The sequence below is a fragment of the Allobranchiibius sp. GilTou73 genome, from assembly GCF_021391335.1.
Lineage (GTDB): Bacteria > Actinomycetota > Actinomycetes > Actinomycetales > Dermatophilaceae > Allobranchiibius > Allobranchiibius huperziae.
This window is the reverse complement of record NZ_CP090051.1, coordinates 2090779-2108558: the sequence shown is the minus strand read 5'-3', so window position 1 is coordinate 2108558 and position 17780 is coordinate 2090779. Positions and strand designations below refer to the sequence as shown.

Below are 17780 nucleotides of genomic sequence, written 5' to 3'. Positions count from 1 at the left end.
ATGGTCACGAGATGGCCTCGCGGCGGGGGTCGGCCGTGCCCCTCGTCGGTGGATGGGGCCATAATGTTCGGGTGGCCACCACAACGACCGCTACCACCAGCGACCACGGGATTCCGACCGGGCACGGCCCGGTCACGCGTCCCAATCTGACTGCCGTCGGCACGATGGTCTGGCTGTCCAGCGAACTGATGTTCTTCGCCGGGCTGTTCGCCATGTACTTCACGATCAGGTCGGTCGCTCACCCGCTGTGGGCGGACCGCACCAGTCACCTCAACGTGCCGTACGCCGCGGTCAACACAGCGATCCTGGTGATCTCCTCGGTGTGGTGCCAGCTCGGCGTCTTCAAGGCGGAGGCAGGCATCCCGTCCCGCACCGGCAAGCTGCTGCAACCGGGTCTGTGGGGAATGCGCGAGTGGTACGTGCTGACCTACATCTTCGGCGCGCTGTTCGTCAGCGGCCAGATGATGGAGTACTCAAACCTCTTCGCCGAGGGCATCAGTCTCAACTCCGACTCCTACGGGTCGATGTTCTATCTGACGACCGGCTTCCACGCGCTGCACGTCACCGGCGGGCTCATCGCCTTCCTGTTGATCATCGGCCGCACGTTCACCAGCCGGAACTACACCCACCACCAGGCCACCGGCGCCATCGTGACGTCGTACTACTGGCACTTCGTCGATGTGGTGTGGGTCGCCCTGTTCGCGACCATCTACCTGCTGCAGTGACCCCCGGTGACCCCCTTGCCTGACTGTTCCGACTCCCTCCCCGACGACAGGATCTGCGCCTCGTGAGTTCGCTCGCCGCACACCGTAGGCACCCGGCATCGATCGTGCTGGTGCTTCTCCTCGGCCTGGTGATCACCGGTAGCCTCTATGCGCTCCTGGCGCCCAGCAGTGCCGGTGCTGCCGCCGCGTCCAGTTCCGACCTGAAGTCGGGCAAGGCGCTGTTCCTCGCGAACTGCGCGACCTGCCACGGCGTCAACGCCAACGGCCGCGCCAACAACCCCTCGTTGGTCGGCGTGGGCGCCGCAGCTGTGGACTTCCAGGTGAGCAGTGGCCGGATGCCGCTGTCCAACCCCTCGGTGCAGGCCGCGCGCAACAGCAGCAACGTGCAGTTCACTTCCCAGCAGATCAGCCAACTCGCGGCGTACGTCGCCTCCCTCGGCGCCGGCCCGGCGATCCCCTCCAGCAAGTACACGAGCCTCGGCGGCAACATCGCCACTGGCGGTGAGTTGTTCCGGGTCAACTGCGCCATGTGCCACAACTTCGCAGGCTCCGGCGGTGCCCTCACCCGCGGTAAGTACGCGCCGAATCTGGCTCCGGCCACCGGACGCCAGATCTACGAGGCGATGCTCACCGGCCCCCAGTCGATGCCGGTCTTCAACGACACCAACCTGTCGCCGCAGGACAAGAAGGACATCATCGCCTACCTCAAGAACGTCAAGAACGAGCCGAGTCAGGGTGGCCACACGTTGGGCAACCTCGGGCCGGTGACCGAAGGCATGTTCGCCTGGACCATCGGCATCGGCCTGCTCATCGGCGCCGCGGTCTGGCTGGGACGGAAGGCAGCCTGATGACGACGTCGTTCACCGGACCGGAGCGCCACGACCACTCCGAGCACCAGCCCGAGCCGGGCGAGGTCGCTCGCGTCGGCCATGGATCGGACCTGATCAACCTTGGCGACGGGCACCACGAGGGCGGCGGCCAGCTGCTCGAACGGTTCGAGAACCCCGGGCTGCCCGAGCACGTGCACCGCCTCGGCGACGACGACCCGGCCGCCGCGAGGCGCTCGGAGCGTCAGGTGGCCAGTCTTTTCGCCGTCTCGATGGTGGCCACCCTGCTCTTCGTCATCTCTTACATCGTCGTCGGCAAGGGCGCCATCGTCACGCTGCCGCTCATCGGACCGACCAAGGCGCTGCACGTCTCGCTCGGCGTGACGCTCGGGATCTCTCTGCTGTGCATCGGCCTGGGTGCCGTGCACTGGGCGAAGACCCTGATGTCCGACACCGAGGTCGTGGAGGAACGCCACACGCTGCGCTCCCCCGACGAGGACCGGGAGGGCACGGTCCAGATCCTGACCGACGCTGCCGAGTCGACGCAGATCACCCGGCGGCCGCTGATCAAGTACTCCCTCGGCGGCGCGCTCGGCCTGTTCGTGGTGCCGCTAGGTCTGCAGCTCGTGGGCTCCCTCGGCCCGTTGCCGCACGACAACCTCGGCGTCACCCTTTGGGACCGCAAGCTGAACGGCAAGGGTCGTCGGCTCATGCGCGATCCGGAGAACACCCCGATCCGCCTGTCCGACGTCACCCTCGGCAGCGTCTTCCACGTGCTGCCCGAGGGCATCGACGACGTGCAGAACCCGCAGGACGCCAAGGTCAAGGCCGCGGTCCTTCTCGTCAGCATGCAGGAGAGCGACATCAAGAATGCCAAGGAAGCCAGTTGGGGCATCCAGGGCGTCGTCGCGTACTCCAAGATCTGCACACACGTCGGCTGCCCCGTCGGCCTCTACGAACACACCACGCACCACCTGCTCTGCCCCTGCCATCAGTCGACGTTCGATATGACGAACGACTGCGAGGTCATCTTCGGCCCGGCCAAGCGCCGTCTACCCCAGCTGAAGATCTCGGTGAACGACGCGGGTTACCTCGTCGCTGACCAAGGATTCCAAGAGCCCGTCGGGCCTAGCTTCTGGGAGCGCGCATGACCTCCGACATGCACACAGGTCGACCCGCCGACGCACTGCGCGGCGACGACGAGACATCGTCCGCGCCCAAGAAGAAGGGCGGAGGTGCGGTCGGCGGCGTCGCCAACTGGATGGACGAGCGGACCGGCGGTGCCAAGGGCATCCGCTACCTGATGAACAAGGTCTTCCCGGATCACTGGTCGTTCATGCTCGGCGAGGTCGCGATGTACTCGCTGATCATCCTGCTGATCACCGGCACGTTCCTCACCTTCTGGTACGTGCCGAGCATGGGCGAGACTGTGTACCACGGCTCCTACACCCCGCTGCAGGGCCAGCAGATGAGCGAGGCCTACAAGTCCACCGTCGACATCTCGATGGACATCCGTGGTGGGTTGCTGATCCGGCAGATCCACCACTGGGCGGCGTTGCTCTTCCTCGTCGCCATCATGCTGCACATGTTCCGGGTGTTCTTCACCGGCGCGTTCCGCAAGCCACGTGAGATCAACTGGGTCATCGGCGTCGTGCTCTTCATGCTCGCCACGATCGAGGGTTTCGCCGGCTACTCGCTGCCCGACGACCTGCTGTCCGGTACCGGCATCCGTGCCGCCCAGGGGTTCATGCTCTCGATCCCGGTGATCGGCAGCTACGTCGCGTACTTCGTCTTCGGGGGTGCGTTCCCCGGCACCGAGATCATCCCGCGCCTGTTCACGGTGCACGTGCTGCTGCTGCCCGCGATCATCATGGGTCTCTTCGCCGCGCACATGATCCTGCTGATCGTGCACAAGCACACCCAGTTCCCCGGTCCCGGCCGCACCGACAACAACGTCGTCGGCTTCAAGCTGATGCCGGTCTACACCGCCAAGGCGGGCGGCTTCTTCTTCATCGTCTTCGGTATCACAGCGCTGATCTCCGGGCTCGTCACGATCAACCCGATCTGGATGTACGGGCCCTACGAACCGACCATGGTCACTGCGGGTGCTCAGCCCGACTGGTACATGGGCTTCGCCGACGGTGCTCTACGCATGTCGCCGGGGTGGTGGGAATTCACCCTGCTGGGTCACACCTTCAGCTTCAACGTGATGATCGGCGCCATCCTGCTGATCCCGGTGATCTTCACGGCGTTGGGTGCCTACCCGTTCCTCGAGGCGTGGGTCACCGGTGACAAGCGCGAGCACCACCTGCTCGACCGCCCGCGCAACGCACCGACCCGTACGGCGATCGGCATGGGCTTCATCGCGTTCTACTTCGTGCTGTTCGTGGCCTCCGGCAACGACATCATGGCGATCACCCTGCATCTGTCGATCAACGACATCACGCACGTCATGCAGGCATCGATCTTCATCCTTCCGCCGTTGGTCTTCTGGATCACCAAGCGGTTGTGCATGTCGCTACAGCGGGCCGATCGAGACCTGGTGCTGCACGGCAAGGAGTCCGGTCGCCTCGTCCGCACCGCGGAGGGTCGCTTCTTCGAGGCCCACACCCCGCTGTCGGACTACGACCGCTGGCGCCTGGTGTCCTACGAGACGCACCGTCCCATCGCGGCTCCCACGGAGGCTGACGCCAACGGCGTGAGCCGCCGGCAGATCGCCAAGGACAAGGCACGAGCCCGGTTGTCGCACTTCTACTTCAGCGACCGCATCGAGGCCGTCACTCCCGCCGAGTTGGCTGCCGCACACCACGACGGTCAGGCGCACGAGTCGATCGAGGCGACCGAGTCCGGCGACCGCCCGGAGCTCGAAGCCGACGAGTTCGAGCAGCACATGCACGGCGGCGCCGAGGAACTGTCCTCCGGGCACGCCTACTCCCACCCGCAGGACCAGGAACCATCCTGACCCTGCCCCAAGGGTGACTTCGCCCGATACGGCTGCTGCCGATGTGCTCCGGAGCACATCGGCAGCAGTTGTTTGTGGTGCCACCCGAACAGGGACCGATGGCCGCCTGACTGGTCGGCGAGGCAAGCAAGATGCTCCGGCCGGCGCACACGCCGTGCAGGCCCTTGCGCGGCGCGCGGGTCCATCCCTATCGCGGGGTGGCCGATCCGGCAGTCACGGTCCTGGGGGGCAGCGCGCGCCTGATGGTCAGCGGTTTTCTGGCGCCGGCGTCACAGAACTGCTGACAACCGCGCCGGGATGCGTCGTCGGGCAGCGGGCAGGGTTACTCGGACACCTTCACGACGAGCTTGCCGAAGTTGCGGCCGGCCAGCAGTCCTCGGAACGCCTCGGGGGTGTTGTCCAGGCCGTCGACGACGTCTTCGCGGTACTTCACCTGGCCGGAGGAGACCCAGCCGGACATCTCACGCTGGAAGTCGGCGAAGTGGTCGGCGACGAACTCGGTCTGGATGAACCCGCGCACGGTCAGGCTCTTGCGCAGGATGGTGCCCATCAGCACCCCCGACCGGTCCGGCCCCTCGGGCAGGGAGGTCGCGTTGTAGACCGACACCAGACCGCACAGCGGCACCCGGGCGTAGGTGTTGAGGCGCGGCAGCACCGCGTCCCAGACCGCGCCGCCGACGTTCTCGAAGTAGACGTCGATGCCGTCGGGCGTCGCTGCGGCGAGGTCGTCGCGAAAGTTCTCCGAACGGTGGTCGACGGCGGCATCGAAGCCGATCTCGCGGCAGTAGTCGACCTTGGCCTGGCCACCGGCGATGGCGACCGCGCGGGCGCCGCGCAGCTTGGCGATCTGGCCCACGGCACTGCCTACGGGGCCGCTCGCTGCGGCGACGACGACGGTCTCCCCCGGCTGCGGCTTGCCGATCTGCAGCAGTCCCGCGTACGCGGTGAAGCCGGGCATCCCGAGGACGCCGAGTGCGGTGCTCACCGGTGCAGTGCTGGTGTCGACCTTGCGCAGGTAGGAGACCGGCTCGACGGAATGGCTCTGCCATCCGCCGTACCCCAGCACCACGTCGCCTGGTGCGAACTGACCACCGGGAGACTCCAGCACCCGGGACACCGTCGCTCCGACCATTGTCTGACCGATCTGCACCGGCGCGGCGTACGACGGCGCATCGCTCATCCGGCCGCGCATGTAGGGGTCGAGCGACAGGAAGAGGGTCTGCAGCAGCGCCTGGTCCTCGCCGGGCTGGCCGAGCTCGGCCTGCTCGATGCGGAAGTCGCTGTCGGCGGGTTCACCCTTGGGGCGGGCCTGCAGGGCGATACGGGTTGTCTGCGTCACGGGCGTCTCAGATCATCGAAGGGCCTGCGCCGTGCCGGCGCCGGCGTCGTGCGGGACGGCGATCAGATCGCCTCGTCACCCCGGAAGTACTCGAAGACCCAGCCGATCGCCGACAGGGCGAGCAGCGGCAGACCGATGATGACCATCCACCAGCCGACTGCGAGGCCGAGGAACACGATCGCGCCGGAGAGGCCGAGGAACAAAGGCCACCACGAGTGCGGGCTGAAGAAGCCGAAGTCGCCCTCGACATCGCTGATCAGCGCATCCGGGTTGTCATCCGGCCGCAGGTCGATCTTGCGGCCGGTGACCCACAGGAAGAACGCGATCATCAAACATAAGCCGGAGGTGAGGAGGAGCGCGGTGGCACCAACCGGCTCCTGCCAATGAGTGAAGGTGCCGTAAATCAGACCGACCACCATCGCGAAAATGAACAGGATGCCGAACATCTTGTACTCGACCTTCATCGGTCAGCCTTCCGTTCGCCGCCCATGGTCTGGGAGCCGCGATCACCCGGGCCCATCAGCTTCGACAGGGCATCAGGTGCCGGCGCGACCGACTTCGCCGCGACCTCGGGGTGGTGCAGGTCGAACGCGGGGCGCTCGGAACGGATCCGCGGGATCGAGTCGAAGTTGTGCCGCGGCGGCGGGCAGGACGTCGCCCACTCCAATGATGCGCCGTATCCCCACGGGTCGTCGGTCTCGACCAGCGGCGCGGTGCGCCACGTCTTGTAGACGTTGTAGAGGAAGGGCAGCATCGAGACGCCGAGGATGAAAGAGCCGACCGTCGACACGTCGTTCATCCACTGGAAACCGTCCTCGGGCAGATAATCCGCGTAGCGGCGCGGCATGCCCTCGACGCCCAGCCAGTGCTGGATGAGGAACGTGGTGTGGAAGCCGATGAACAGCAGCCAGAAGTGCAGCTTGCCCAGGCGCTCGTCGAGCATCCGGCCGGTCAGCTTGGGCCACCAGAAGTACCAGCCGCCGAACATTGCGAACACCACCGTGCCGAAGACCACGTAGTGGAAGTGCGCGACCACGAAGTAGGAGTCGGACAGGTTCAGGTCGAGTGCGGGGCTGGCCAGGATGACACCGGTGAGACCTCCGAAGAGGAAGGTCACGAGGAAGCCGATGGCCCACAGCATGGGTGTCTCGAACGTGATCGATCCGCCCCACATGGTGCCGACCCAGTTGAAGAACTTCACACCCGTTGGTACGGCGATGAGCATCGTCATGACGGCGAAGAAGGGCAGCAGCACTTGCCCTGTCGCGTACATGTGGTGTGCCCACACGCTCACCGACAGCGCCGCGATGGCGATGGTCGCGAAGACCAACGTCTTGTAGCCGAACAACGGCTTACGGGAGAAGACCGGAAGTATCTCCGAAATGATGCCGAAGAACGGCAACGCGATGATGTAGACCTCGGGGTGGCCGAAGAACCAGAACATGTGCTCCCAGAGCATCGCCCCGGCGTTCTGGGCGTCGAAGACGTGCGCACCCATCACCCGGTCGGCGCCCAGCGCGAAGAGCGCGGCAGCCAGCACCGGAAAGACGACGATCACCAGGATGGAGGTGACCAAGACAGTCCAGACGAACATCGGCATCCGGAACATCGTCATACCGGGGGCGCGCATGCACACGATGGTGGTGATGAAGTTGACCGACCCGAGGATCGTGCCGAACCCGGATAGGGCCAGTCCGAAGACCCACAGGTTGCCACCGACACCGGGGCTGTAGACCGAGTTAGCCAGCGGCGCGTAGGCGAACCAGCCGAACGCCGCGGCGCCCTGCGGGGTGAGGAAGCCGCCCGCGGCAATGAGCCCGCCGAAGAGGTAGAGCCAGTAGGCGAACATGTTCAGCCGGGGGAACGCCACGTCCGGCGAGCCGATCTGCAGCGGCATGAGCGCGTTTGCGAAACCGGCGAAGAGCGGGGTCGCGAACAGCAGCAGCATGATTGTGCCGTGCATGGTGAACAGCTGGTTGTACTGCTCGGGGTTGTCCACGATCTGCAGCCCCGGCGCCCACAGCTCGGCGCGGATCAGCAGAGCCAGCAGGCCGCCGATCAGGAACCAGGCGAAGGAGGTGATGAAGTACAGGTGACCGATGACCTTGTGGTCGGTCGCAGTGATCCACCTGACGATGGTGCGTCCGAGGTGACGCTCACGGGGTACGGAGGTCGACTCGCGGAAGTCACCTGCGCCCCGGGTGCGATCCGCAGTGGTGCTCGCCATCACTTGCTCCCAACGTTGACGACGTCCGAGGAATCGAGCCCGGACGGCAGGTATTGCTGCTGCCCGTTCTCGAGACCGGACCGGTTGAGCGCGTTGGACAGGAAGCCGGTCTGGCCGGCCGCGCGCAGTCGCTGCATCTGCTTGGCGTAATCGGCAGCGTCGACCACCTTGACGTTGAACAACATCTGGGAGTGGTAGGCGCCGCACAACTCCGCGCACTTGCCGCGGTAGGTGCCGATCTGGGTCGGCGTGACATCGAACTTGTTGACCTTGCCCGGGATCATGTCCATCTTCTGCAGGAACGCGATCACCCAGAAGTCGTGGATCACGTCGCGGGAGGTGAGGATGAACTCGGTGCGCTCGTTGACCGGCAGGTAGAGCGTCGGAATGGTCTTCTCAGCGCCGGGCTTGCCGTTCAGCAGAGCCTGCTCACCGGTGTCGTAGACCTTGTCGTTGACGTAGTTGAAGTCCCAGGACCACTGCTTGCCGATGACGTTCACGGTGTTCTGGGGGGTGCCGGAGGTGTCCAGCATCTTGTTCTCCAACTGCACGGTCTTGCCGAACAGCACGGCCACCATGATCACCGGGACGACGGTGTAGAGGATCTCGATCGGCACGTTGTAGGCCAGCTGAGGCGGCAGACCGGTGTCGGTCTTCTTACGGCGGTAACGGACCGCGCAGTAGATGATCAGACCCCACACGAGGACGCCCACACCGAGCGCCCAGAGCCACGACGCGACCCAGAAGTGGGTGATGTCCGGGGACACCTTGGTGATGCCGTGCGGCAGGAAGCCGCGGCGCTGTTGGGCGGTGCAGCCGGACAGGGCGGTGGCGCAGATCGCCACCACACCGGCGTAGCCCAACCGACGGCGCAGCGACCGGGCCTTCACGGGTCGGCGCGGGGTGCCGCCGGACTGGTTTTCACGGGTTCCGGACACGTCGAAACCTTATCTCAGCCTCGGACGTTGAGACAGGGCGGTACCCGCGTCCGCGCGCCCTGTGAGATAGCTGGCTGACGGATGCATTTCGCAGTACGTCGGGTGGGCGCCGCCGCGGGCCGCGGCCGGCCGTGCTCAGCCCCGGCTCGCCCCTGCGAACGCGGACGGCAACGTCCCTGTGACCGCGGGTCCGAGCAGACCCAGATACGCGGCCCGGTCGATCTCCCGCACCCCGAGCGTGCCGAGGTGCGCGGTGTGCCACTGCACGTCGATCAGCCCGGGCGCGCCACCCTCGAGTACCTGCTCGGCCAGCACCCAGACCGCGACCTTCCCCGCGTCGGTCGCACGGTGGAACATCGACTCCCCCGCGAAGAGCGCGCCGATCGCCACGCCGTACAGGCCCCCTGCCAACTCCCCGTGCTCGTCCCACACCTCCACCGAGTGCGCCCAGCCGAGGTCGTACAGGCGCCGGTAGGCCGCGATCATCCGTGCGGTGATCCATCGCCCGTCCCGACCGGGATCGGCACAGGCCCGCACCACGGCGTCGAAGTCGCGGTCGATGCTGGTGGTGAAGTGCCGCCGGGAGCGGCGCAGCGAACGCGACACGTGGTGCTCCCCGGGCAGCAGCACGCCGCGGTCCACGGGCGACCACCACCCCATGGGCGGGCCCCCGTCGCGGCCGGTGCCCATCGGGAAGAGTCCGGACCGGTACGCCGCGAGCAGCGTCCCGGGCTCCAGGTCGGCGCCGACGGCGACCAGGTCGGACGGGTGCGCGGGATCGAAGCGCAGCGACCACTGCGACGGCTCCGGTTCGATCGGCGACACGGGTCGACCCGATGTCTCAGTCGCGCGGGATGCGCAGTCCGGCCTGCACACGCGCCGCCGCGTCGTCGCCGTACGCCGTGGCCAGCCGGCCGAGGAAGTGAGCGCGCCCGAGGACGTACTCCTGGGTGCCGACGGTCTCCACGACGTACGTCGCGAGGGTCGAGCCGATCTGGGCGCAGGTGACCAGGTCCAGATCCCAGGCCAGCCCGCAGAGGAAGCCGGCCCGGAAGGCGTCGCCGACACCGGTGGGGTCCACGCTCGTGACCTCGCCCGCGATGGGCACGTCGATCGGGGCGGCGCCCTTGCGCAGGATGCGTGCGCCGTCGCGGCCGCGGGTGATGACCCGGACGTCGACGTGCTCGAGGATCTCCTCGCCCGTCCACCCGGTCTTCTGCTCGGTGAGATGCGCCTCGTACTCGTTGGTCATCAGGTAGCTCGCGCCCTTGATGAGCTCGCGGATGAAGCGGCCGTCGGCGAACGCCAGTTGCTGGGACGGGTCGGCCACGAACGAGATTCCGCGCGAACGGCATTCGTCGGAGTGCCGGCGCATTCCCTCCGGGTCGTTGGCGCCGACCAGCACGAGGTCCAGACCCCCCACGCGCTCGGCGACGGGGCCGAGCTCGATCTCCCGCGCCTCCCCCATCGCGCCGGCGTAGAACGTGGCGATCTGTGCCTGGTCGTCGTCCGTCGTGCACACGAAACGCGCCGTGTGCCTGGTCTCGGAGACCCGGACCGACTCGCAGTCGACCCCGTGGCGCTCCAGCCACGAGCGGTACGACGCGAAGTCCTCCCCCACGGCCCCGACCAGCAGTGGGTGCTCGCCGAGGACCGCCATCCCGAAGGAGATGTTGGCCGCCACTCCGCCGCGACGGATCTGCAGCTCCTCGGCGAGGAATGACAGCGAGATCTTGTTCAGCTGCTCCGGGACGAGGGAGTCGGCGAACCGGCCACGGAAGGTCATCAGGTGGTCGGTGGCGATGGATCCGGTGATGGCGATCTTCATGGCGTGCAACCTATCCGGCGTACGGCGACAGGCCCGAATCGGCGCCGCGCCGCGGCCCCCGCGGGGGCCGGGCAACGCGAGAGGCCCGAACCCGCAGGGGGTTCGGGCCTCTCGGTTGCTACGAGCGGATGCGGTCGATCAGCTGAAGCTGTCGCCGCAGGCGCAGGAGCTGCCCGCGTTGGGGTTGTCGATGGTGAAGCCCTGCTTCTCGATGGTGTCGGAGAAGTCGATGCTGGCGCCGTCGAGGTAGGGGGCGCTCATCCGGTCCACGACGACCTCGACACCGTCGAAGTCGCGCACCAGGTCACCGTCGAGGCTGCGCTCGTCGAAGTAGAGCTGGTAGATCAGGCCGGAGCAGCCACCGGGCTGCACGCCGACGCGCAGGCGCAGGTCATCGCGACCCTCCTGCTCCAACAGGCTCTTGACCTTGCCGGCTGCGAGCTCGCTGAGCTCGACGCCGTGGGCCGGGGGCGCCTCGGTGGTCGGCGTCGAAACGGTGGTGCTGCTGTCCACGCTCATGGATCCTCCACTGGCTGGCGGGATGGTCGCGCCGAGTGCGGCACGATCCACGTTCGTTGCTGGCAACCGCGTGGTCCTGCGAATTGTTCCCGGACGTGGTACGCGGTCGCCACATCAAGGGTACGTCGTCGGCGCAGGAGGCCGTGACCGCCCGACCTCATCTAGGCGAGCGGGTCGCGCGATCGCCGCTCGCACCTCCGGGACCGAGCGGGCCGAAACGGGGGGCGTGCGCGGGCCATGGGCGAGCGTTCGGGACCGACCGGGCCGAAACGAGGGGCGAGGACCGGGTCAGGCAGGTGTCCACGTGCCGGCGACCCGGGCGGCGAGCCGAGCCACCAGCTCCGAGGGGTCCGGCACGGCCGAGGCCTCTGAGCCGTCTGAGCCGTCTGAGCCCTGCACGGATCCCGCGCCCTCACGCCGTACGTCGCCCGACAGCCGACCGGCCGGCACGGCGGAGTAGACGCCGCTCACGCCGAGCGCCGCGGACTCCCGACGGCCGACGTGCGCCTCCCGTGACAGCACGACCACCGGCCTGCCCCGCGCGGCCGCGACCTCCCCCGACGTGCGCCAGCACCGTGTCCTGCAGCGAGCGCCAGTCGAAGACGTTCTCGCCGATCACCACCAGGTCGGTGGCAGCGACGGCCCGGTCCAGTCCAGCCAGCTCGGCGCTCACCCGCGCGCCGGGACGGATCTGCGCGCCGATCAGCCCCAGCCCGAACGCCACCCCGCCCCCGGCGCCAGCACCGGGCTCGCGGTCCAACCGGCGGTCCTTGCCGGTGAGCAGATCGCGGCGCGGCGGCAGCGCGCGACGGGTGCGGTCGACGTACTCCCCCAGCGCGTTCTCGGCTTCCTGTGACTGCTGCCGGCTCAGACCCAACGCCTCCTCGGCGTGAGCTGCGGCACCGTGGAACCCCAGCATCGGCAGCGCATGCGACGTCGCGGCCACGATCGGCACACCCCGCCACGCGACGCGCGTCTCGCGCAGCCACCCGAGGTCGGTCTCGGCCGGGTCGTCGGGGCGTCCGGCCATCGCCTGGAGCATGCCCAGCCCGCCGTCGAGGCAGCGCAGGTCTCCCACGCCGACCAGGATCCTGCGCACGCCGGGCACATCGGCCGCGGCGACGAGCAGGGCGCCGACGGAGTACGACGAGCGGTCGGCCTGCGCCTGCGCGGCCTCGAGCACCGCGCTGCCGTCGGGTAACAGGACGACGGTCCCGAGCGCGCCGCCCGCAGCGAGCGGCTCCTCCCGCGCACCCTCGACCCGGGCTGCCGCGGCCGCGAACCCCCGTCCCCCGCGGGAGAGCGGGAGAGCGCCGACGGTCACCGCCGGAGCCCGCTCCAGCCAGGCCGCCCGGATGAGGTCGGCGGCCTCGGGCGGGGTGGCCACCCCGATCGCGTCACAGGTCACGAGCACTCGCACGCCGTCATTCTCCACCGGGCACGCGCCCGGTCAGCCCACCCTCCCGAGCAGCAGTGCGCCACCGAGCACGGTGACGGCCAGGCTGATGAGGGCGAAGGCCAGAATCCACAGCACCGCGGGCACCCTCGTGAGCGCGGCCAACTGGTCGGCGTCGGATCGGCCGCTCTCGTAGCGACGGTTACGCGCCAGGTCCAGGACGGTGCGCGGCGACCCCAGCAGCAGGAACCACATCAGCAGGTGCGCGAAGCCGGATTGGACCGGCGCGGTGCACCACCAGGTGATCGCGGCGACCGGTAGGGCACAGACCAGCATCACCAGCGCGCCGTACCAGTTGCGGATCTGCAGCGTCATCGCGGCGAGCACGAGCAGCACGGCCCACAGGACACCGGCGGCGTAGCCGCGGGAGAGCACCCATGCGCCGAGGGCACCGAGGATCGCCGGGCCCGGATAACCGGCCGCGAAGGTCGCGATGGCCCCGAAACCGCGTGCAGGCCCGCGGGACACCGTGACGCCGGAGGTGTCGCGGTGCACGTGCACACCGTGCAGCGACCTCCCGACGCTGAGGGCCGCGATCGCGTGGGAACCCTCGTGGGCGAGGGTGATCCCGCTGCGCGCGACCCGCCAGACCGGCGCCCAGCAGACGATGACGAGGGCGAGCAGCATGGTGCCGATCACGACCTCGCGGGACGGCGGCGGCGCCGCAGCGGTGACCCGGTGCCACAGGTCGGTCGCGCTGCTCATGCCGGGAGGATGCCCCACCCGGCTGTGGGGCGGCGATGCGATCGACCCCCGATCCAGAACGAGCGCGGCAGGTCCTCACCGGTTACGCTGTTACGCGTGGATGGAGTCGATGGTAACGGAGTTTCTCCTCGCGGCGACGCCCTGGCGAAATGGCTGGGGAGTGTCCGTGCGCGCAGCGGTGATCTCGCTGCGAGCGAGGCGAAGGTCGTGACCCTCCTGCTGTCGGACCCGCTGTTCGTAGGCACGAGCACCACAGCGCAGGTGGCCGCCCGAGCCGGCGTGTCCGCGCCGAGCGTCGTCCGTGCTTCCCGGGCCATCGGCTTCGACGGTTTCACCGGGCTGAAGCTCCAGATCGCCCGCGCCCGTGGGACCACGGAGTTCTTCGCGCCTCCCGCGGCGCTCACCGACGACGCCTCGACCGCTGCCGTGCTCGAGGCGTCCGTGCGCGCGGGCGCAGATGCCCTCACCGCGCTGAGCGGTGCGGTGAGCCTCGCAGCCCTCGACGAGGTCGTCGCCGCCGTACGACGGGCGGAGCAGGTGATCGCCTTCGGTGCGGGACCGTCCGCGACGGTCGCCGCGGATGCCGTCTTCCGCCTGCGGGCCCTCGGCGTGCGGACCTCCGGCATCCCGGACCACGAGTCGGCGATGATCGCGATGCGGCTCCTTGACGTCCACGACGTCGTGATCACCGTCAGTTCGACCGGACGCACCGCGTCGACGCTCGCCGTGGCCGACGCGGCCTCCTCCGCCGGCGCGACGCTGATCGCGGTCACCAATCAGTACAAGACGCCGCTCTCGGATCTCGCGGACATCGCCCTTGTCGTCGGCGGCGCGCCCCTGCCGACCCAGATGGCGGCTGCGGGCAGCCGACTCGCTCAGCTGGTGGTCCTCGACGCGCTGTGTGCCGCTCTCGCCTTGCGCGACCCGGATCGGGTCGGTCGCGCCGAGCGCGCGGGCATCGACCTCCCCGACATCTCCTGATGCACCCCGGCACCGTCGGCATCGTCCTCATCGCGGCCGTGGCGCACGCGATCTGGAATCTGGCGTCGAAGTACAAGCGCGGCGACACCGTCCTCTTCGTCTGGGCCTACACGTGCGCGTCCGCGGTGCTGTTCGTGCCCATCGGCGTCGTCCTGGTGTGCACCGGCGCACAGCCCCTCGACTGGCGGCTCGCGGCCGGCTCGGTCGTCTCAGCCGCGTTGCACCTCGCGTACTCCCTGACACTCCAGGCCGGCTACGACCGCGCCGAACTGGGCGTCGTCTACCCGATCGCGCGCGGCACCGGGCCGGTGCTGACCATGCTTTTCGCGGTCCTACTCCTCGGCGAACGGCCGGGTCCGGTCGCGATGCTCGGTGCGCTCGGTGTCGTGGGCGGCATCGTCGTGGTCGCGGGCAACCCGTTCGGCAGTGGGCGACGTCGTCCCGCCCGCGGCGTGCGCTGGGGCGCCGCCACGGGTGCGACGATCGCCGGCTACACCCTCTGGGACAGCTTCTCGATCACATCGCTGCACCTGGCTCCCGTCAGCTACTACTCCGGCACGCTGCTGCTGCAGAGCCTGATCCTGACCCCGAGCGCCCTGCGGCGAGGCGGCGACACCTTCGCCGCCGTCCGGCGGAACGTCGCCCCGGTCCTCACCGTCGCCGTCTTCTCGCCTGTCGCCTACATCCTCGTCCTGACCGCCATGCAGACCGCGCCGGTCGCACTCGTCGCACCGCTGCGTGAATCCTCGATCGTGATCGGTTCGCTCCTCGCGTGGCGGCTCTTCCACGAGGGCCATCTCGCGCGCCGCCTCGCCGGCGCGGCGATCGTCCTAGTGGGCATCGCGGCGATCAGCGTCTGAGGTCTCGACCCGGCGAAGTCGCGTCCTCGCGACCTGGCCGCTGCAAGCGGGTCAGTTCGAGCGGTGCAGCAAACCGTCCGGGCGGACGGCCGGGTTGTCAGCGGGGTCCACCCGCTCACCCTCGGCGATCGCACCAGGGACGGTGCCGTCGCCGAAGGCGCTGCCGCCGAGCGACTCCCGCCCATGCGGGGTCATCCAGCCGGACAGGTCCGGACCCTTCGGGACGATGCCGGTGGGGTTGATGTCCGAGTGCACGACGTAGTAGTGCCGCTTGATCTGCTCGAAGTCGACGGTGTCGCCGAAACCGGGCGTCTGGAACAGGTCCCGCGCGTAGGCCCACAGCGCCGGGAACTCGATCAGCTTGGCGCGGTTGCACTTGAAGTGCCCGTGGTAGACCGGATCGAAGCGCACCAGAGTAGTGAAGAGGCGCACGTCGGCCAGCGTGATGTGATCGCCGACGAGGTAGCGACGGTCGGTCAACCGCTCCTCCAGCCAGTCCAGGGCGGTGAAGAGCCGGTCGTACGCCGCGTCGTACGCCGTCTGCTCACCGGCGAAACCGCAGCGGTACACCCCGTTGTTGACCTCGGTGTAGATGCGCTTCATCACCGGGTCCATCTCCTCCCGCAGGGCCTGCGGGTAGAGGTCGGGCGCACCGTCGCGGTGGAAGGCGTCCCATTGCTCGATGAGGTCGATGTCCATCTGGGGGAAGTCGTTGGTGACCACCGACCGGGTCGGTACGTCGACGAGCGCGGGCACCGTGATCCCGCGCGGGTAGCCGGGCCGGCGGTTCTCGAACGCGTCCTTCAGGCGCGGCATCTTCAGCACGGGATCGAGGCCGCCCGGATCCAGGTCGAAGGTCCAGCTGTCCTCGTCATGGGTCGGCCCGCACACCCCCAGGGAGATGGCGTCCTCGAGGCCGAGCAGCCGGCGTACGGTCGTGAGCCGACTGGCCCACGGGCACGCGCGGCTCACCACGAGCCGGTAGCGCCCCGGCTCGACCGGCCAGGTCGGTGAGTCCTTCGTGATCCGGTCGTCGATGTAGTTGGTGTCGCGTTCGAAGCTGGGCTCGACGTAGGCGGTCATGAGCCCATCCTGCCCAGCCGGTCCAGCAGGAACGCCTCCGCACGGCAGACACGCTCGAACTCGCCGAGGTGCAGGCTCTCGTTCGCGCCGTGCGCACGGGTGTCAGGGTCCTCGACGCCAGTCACCAGGATGGCCGCCTCGGGGAAGCGCTCGGCGAACGCCGCCACGAACGGGATCGACCCGCCCACCCCGATGTCGACCGGCTCGGTGCCGTCCCAGGCATCGCGGAACGCCGCCCGCGCCTGGTCCTGCACCGGACCGCTCGCGTCGGCCGAGAACCCGGCGCCCTCGTCGTCCAGTGTCACCTCGAGCTGTGCGCCCCAGGGCGTGTGCTCGCGCAGGTGCTCCTGCAGCAGCCGGTAGGCCTCCCGCGGGTCCTCGTCCGGCGCGATGCGCATGGAGACCTTGGCGCGGGCGGATGCGGCAAGCGTGTTCGACGCCGTGTCGACCGACGGCGCGTCGATGCCGATCGTGGTGATGGCCGGACGGGTCCACAGGTCCGACAGCAGGTCGCCGGAGCCGATGACCTGGACGCCGTCGAGCAGGCCGGACTCCAGGCGCAGGCGGGCCTCGTCGTACCCGAGGTCAGAGGCATTGCCGCCACGCAGTCCCTTCACCGCCACGGTGCCCTTGTCGTCGTGCAGGGAGGCGAGCAGCCGCACCAGGGCGGTGATCGCGTCCGGGACCGGGCCGCCGTACATGCCCGAGTGCACGCTGTGGTCGAGGGTGCGCACGGAGACGACCACGCGGATCATGCCGCGCAGGGTCGTGGTGAGCGCCGGCGTGCCGATGTCCCAGTTGGTGGAGTCGGCCAGCACGATCGCGTCCGCGCGCAGTCGGTCGCCGTGCCGTTCCAGGATGGTCGCGAGCGAGTCGGATCCGACCTCCTCCTCCCCTTCGACGAACACCGTGACGCCTACGGGCGGGCGCCCGTCATGTGCCCGGATCGCCGCGATGTGCGCCATCACGCCGGCCTTGTCGTCGGCGGCGCCGCGGCCGTAGAGCCGTCCGCCGCGCTCGACCGGCTCGAACGGCGGGCTGTCCCAGTCCTTCTCGTCACCGGGAGGCTGCACGTCGTGGTGGGCGTAGAGCAGCACGGTCGGCGCGCCGTCGGGGGCCGGAAGGTGACCGATGACCGCGGGGCGGCCGCCCTCGCGGACGATCTCGACGCTCAGGCCCTCGGCGCGGAGCAACTCGGCGACCGCCTCGGCGCTGAGATCGACCTGCGTCTGGTCGAAGGAGTCCAGGGAGACGCTGGGGATCGCGGTCAGGGCCTCCAGGTCGGCGCGTACGCCAGGCATCAGGGCCGCGATCCGGGCGGTCAGTCGTG

17 protein-coding genes are annotated in these 17780 nt (G+C 68.8%); 6 read left to right on the top strand and 11 right to left on the bottom strand.

Annotated elements, in window-relative coordinates; all coding sequences use genetic code 11:
• The first annotated feature begins 71 nt into the window (after positions 1-71).
• From LVQ62_RS10470 to LVQ62_RS10455, 4 genes are all read left to right on the top strand, one after another.
• A complete protein-coding gene (locus LVQ62_RS10470; protein WP_370639603.1) occupies positions 72-725 on the top strand; it encodes a heme-copper oxidase subunit III in 654 nt (217 codons plus the stop codon).
• A gap of 62 nt (positions 726-787) precedes the next feature.
• The gene (locus LVQ62_RS10465) at positions 788-1573 is read left to right on the top strand and encodes a c-type cytochrome (protein ID WP_179481410.1); all 786 of its coding nucleotides are present in this window, start codon (positions 788-790) and stop codon (positions 1571-1573) included.
• On the top strand, positions 1573-2703 hold the full coding sequence (locus LVQ62_RS10460; RefSeq protein WP_233761443.1) for a ubiquinol-cytochrome c reductase iron-sulfur subunit: 1131 nt from the start codon (positions 1573-1575) through the stop codon (positions 2701-2703). The genes LVQ62_RS10465 and LVQ62_RS10460 overlap by 1 nt, the downstream gene beginning before the upstream one ends.
• A complete protein-coding gene (locus LVQ62_RS10455) occupies positions 2700-4514 on the top strand; it encodes a ubiquinol-cytochrome c reductase cytochrome b subunit (RefSeq protein ID WP_208052291.1) in 1815 nt (604 codons plus the stop codon). The genes LVQ62_RS10460 and LVQ62_RS10455 overlap by 4 nt, the downstream gene beginning before the upstream one ends.
• Positions 4515-4836: 322 nt before the next feature.
• Here LVQ62_RS10455 and LVQ62_RS10450 read toward each other — a convergent pair whose 3' ends face one another.
• The 9 genes from LVQ62_RS10450 to LVQ62_RS10410 form a co-directional block, all read right to left on the bottom strand.
• Complete coding sequence (locus LVQ62_RS10450) at positions 4837-5853, bottom strand: NADP-dependent oxidoreductase (protein WP_233761441.1); 1017 nt, start codon at positions 5851-5853, stop codon at positions 4837-4839.
• 62 nt (positions 5854-5915) lie between these two features.
• On the bottom strand, positions 5916-6317 hold the full coding sequence (locus tag LVQ62_RS10445; RefSeq protein WP_233761439.1) for a cytochrome c oxidase subunit 4: 402 nt from the start codon (positions 6315-6317) through the stop codon (positions 5916-5918).
• Entirely contained in the window at positions 6314-8080 is a 1767-nt protein-coding gene (ctaD, locus tag LVQ62_RS10440; protein ID WP_233761437.1) for a cytochrome c oxidase subunit I, read from the bottom strand. Before ctaD ends, LVQ62_RS10445 begins: the two co-directional genes overlap by 4 nt.
• Positions 8080-9018, bottom strand: a complete 939-nt coding sequence (coxB, locus tag LVQ62_RS10435) for a cytochrome c oxidase subunit II (RefSeq protein WP_233761435.1) — start codon at positions 9016-9018, stop codon at positions 8080-8082. The genes ctaD and coxB overlap by 1 nt, the downstream gene beginning before the upstream one ends.
• Positions 9019-9153: 135 nt before the next feature.
• Positions 9154-9843 carry a leucyl/phenylalanyl-tRNA--protein transferase gene (gene aat / locus LVQ62_RS10430; protein ID WP_370639602.1) on the bottom strand — a complete coding sequence of 230 codons (690 nt, stop codon included), beginning with the start codon at positions 9841-9843 and terminating at the stop codon, positions 9154-9156.
• Between the two features lie 16 nt (positions 9844-9859).
• Positions 9860-10846 (bottom strand): carbohydrate kinase family protein, encoded by a 987-nt coding sequence (locus LVQ62_RS10425; RefSeq protein ID WP_233761433.1) that lies wholly within the window; start codon positions 10844-10846, stop codon positions 9860-9862.
• 138 nt (positions 10847-10984) lie between these two features.
• The gene (locus LVQ62_RS10420) at positions 10985-11365 is read right to left on the bottom strand and encodes an iron-sulfur cluster assembly accessory protein (protein WP_179481428.1); all 381 of its coding nucleotides are present in this window, start codon (positions 11363-11365) and stop codon (positions 10985-10987) included.
• A 412-nt stretch (positions 11366-11777) separates the two neighbouring features.
• A complete protein-coding gene (locus LVQ62_RS10415) occupies positions 11778-12785 on the bottom strand; it encodes a glycerate kinase (RefSeq protein WP_233761431.1) in 1008 nt (335 codons plus the stop codon).
• Between the two features lie 30 nt (positions 12786-12815).
• The gene (locus tag LVQ62_RS10410) at positions 12816-13526 is read right to left on the bottom strand and encodes a M50 family metallopeptidase (RefSeq protein WP_233761428.1); all 711 of its coding nucleotides are present in this window, start codon (positions 13524-13526) and stop codon (positions 12816-12818) included.
• A gap of 96 nt (positions 13527-13622) precedes the next feature.
• Between LVQ62_RS10410 and LVQ62_RS10405 the strand changes: the two genes are divergently transcribed.
• Positions 13623-14507 carry a MurR/RpiR family transcriptional regulator gene (locus LVQ62_RS10405; protein WP_233761426.1) on the top strand — a complete coding sequence of 295 codons (885 nt, stop codon included), beginning with the start codon at positions 13623-13625 and terminating at the stop codon, positions 14505-14507.
• Positions 14507-15367 carry a DMT family transporter gene (locus tag LVQ62_RS10400; protein WP_233761424.1) on the top strand — a complete coding sequence of 287 codons (861 nt, stop codon included), beginning with the start codon at positions 14507-14509 and terminating at the stop codon, positions 15365-15367. The genes LVQ62_RS10405 and LVQ62_RS10400 overlap by 1 nt, the downstream gene beginning before the upstream one ends.
• A 51-nt stretch (positions 15368-15418) precedes the next feature.
• Here LVQ62_RS10400 and LVQ62_RS10395 read toward each other — a convergent pair whose 3' ends face one another.
• Together LVQ62_RS10395 and LVQ62_RS10390 are read right to left on the bottom strand one after the other, a co-directional pair.
• The gene (locus tag LVQ62_RS10395; RefSeq protein ID WP_233761422.1) at positions 15419-16450 is read right to left on the bottom strand and encodes a glutathione S-transferase family protein; all 1032 of its coding nucleotides are present in this window, start codon (positions 16448-16450) and stop codon (positions 15419-15421) included.
• Positions 16447-17751 (bottom strand): dipeptidase, encoded by a 1305-nt coding sequence (locus LVQ62_RS10390; protein WP_233767749.1) that lies wholly within the window; start codon positions 17749-17751, stop codon positions 16447-16449. The genes LVQ62_RS10395 and LVQ62_RS10390 overlap by 4 nt, the downstream gene beginning before the upstream one ends.
• Positions 17752-17780 lie beyond the last annotated feature (29 nt).

Bases quoted from the DNA above. Each gene is read 5' to 3' on its own strand.
- LVQ62_RS10460 (WP_233761443.1), top strand. From the start codon at position 1,573: ATGACGACGTCGTTCACCGGACCGGAGCGCCACGACCACTCCGAGCAC.
- LVQ62_RS10455 (WP_208052291.1), top strand. From the start codon at position 2,700: ATGACCTCCGACATGCACACAGGTCGACCCGCCGACGCACTGCGCGGC.
- LVQ62_RS10445 (WP_233761439.1), bottom strand. From the start codon at position 6,317: ATGAAGGTCGAGTACAAGATGTTCGGCATCCTGTTCATTTTCGCGATG.
- ctaD (WP_233761437.1), bottom strand. From the start codon at position 8,080: ATGGCGAGCACCACTGCGGATCGCACCCGGGGCGCAGGTGACTTCCGC.
- LVQ62_RS10425 (WP_233761433.1), bottom strand. From the start codon at position 10,846: ATGAAGATCGCCATCACCGGATCCATCGCCACCGACCACCTGATGACC.
- LVQ62_RS10420 (WP_179481428.1), bottom strand. From the start codon at position 11,365: ATGAGCGTGGACAGCAGCACCACCGTTTCGACGCCGACCACCGAGGCG.
- LVQ62_RS10410 (WP_233761428.1), bottom strand. From the start codon at position 13,526: ATGAGCAGCGCGACCGACCTGTGGCACCGGGTCACCGCTGCGGCGCCG.
- LVQ62_RS10400 (WP_233761424.1), top strand. From the start codon at position 14,507: ATGCACCCCGGCACCGTCGGCATCGTCCTCATCGCGGCCGTGGCGCAC.
- LVQ62_RS10395 (WP_233761422.1), bottom strand. From the start codon at position 16,450: ATGACCGCCTACGTCGAGCCCAGCTTCGAACGCGACACCAACTACATC.
- LVQ62_RS10390 (WP_233767749.1), bottom strand. From the start codon at position 17,751: ATGCCTGGCGTACGCGCCGACCTGGAGGCCCTGACCGCGATCCCCAGC.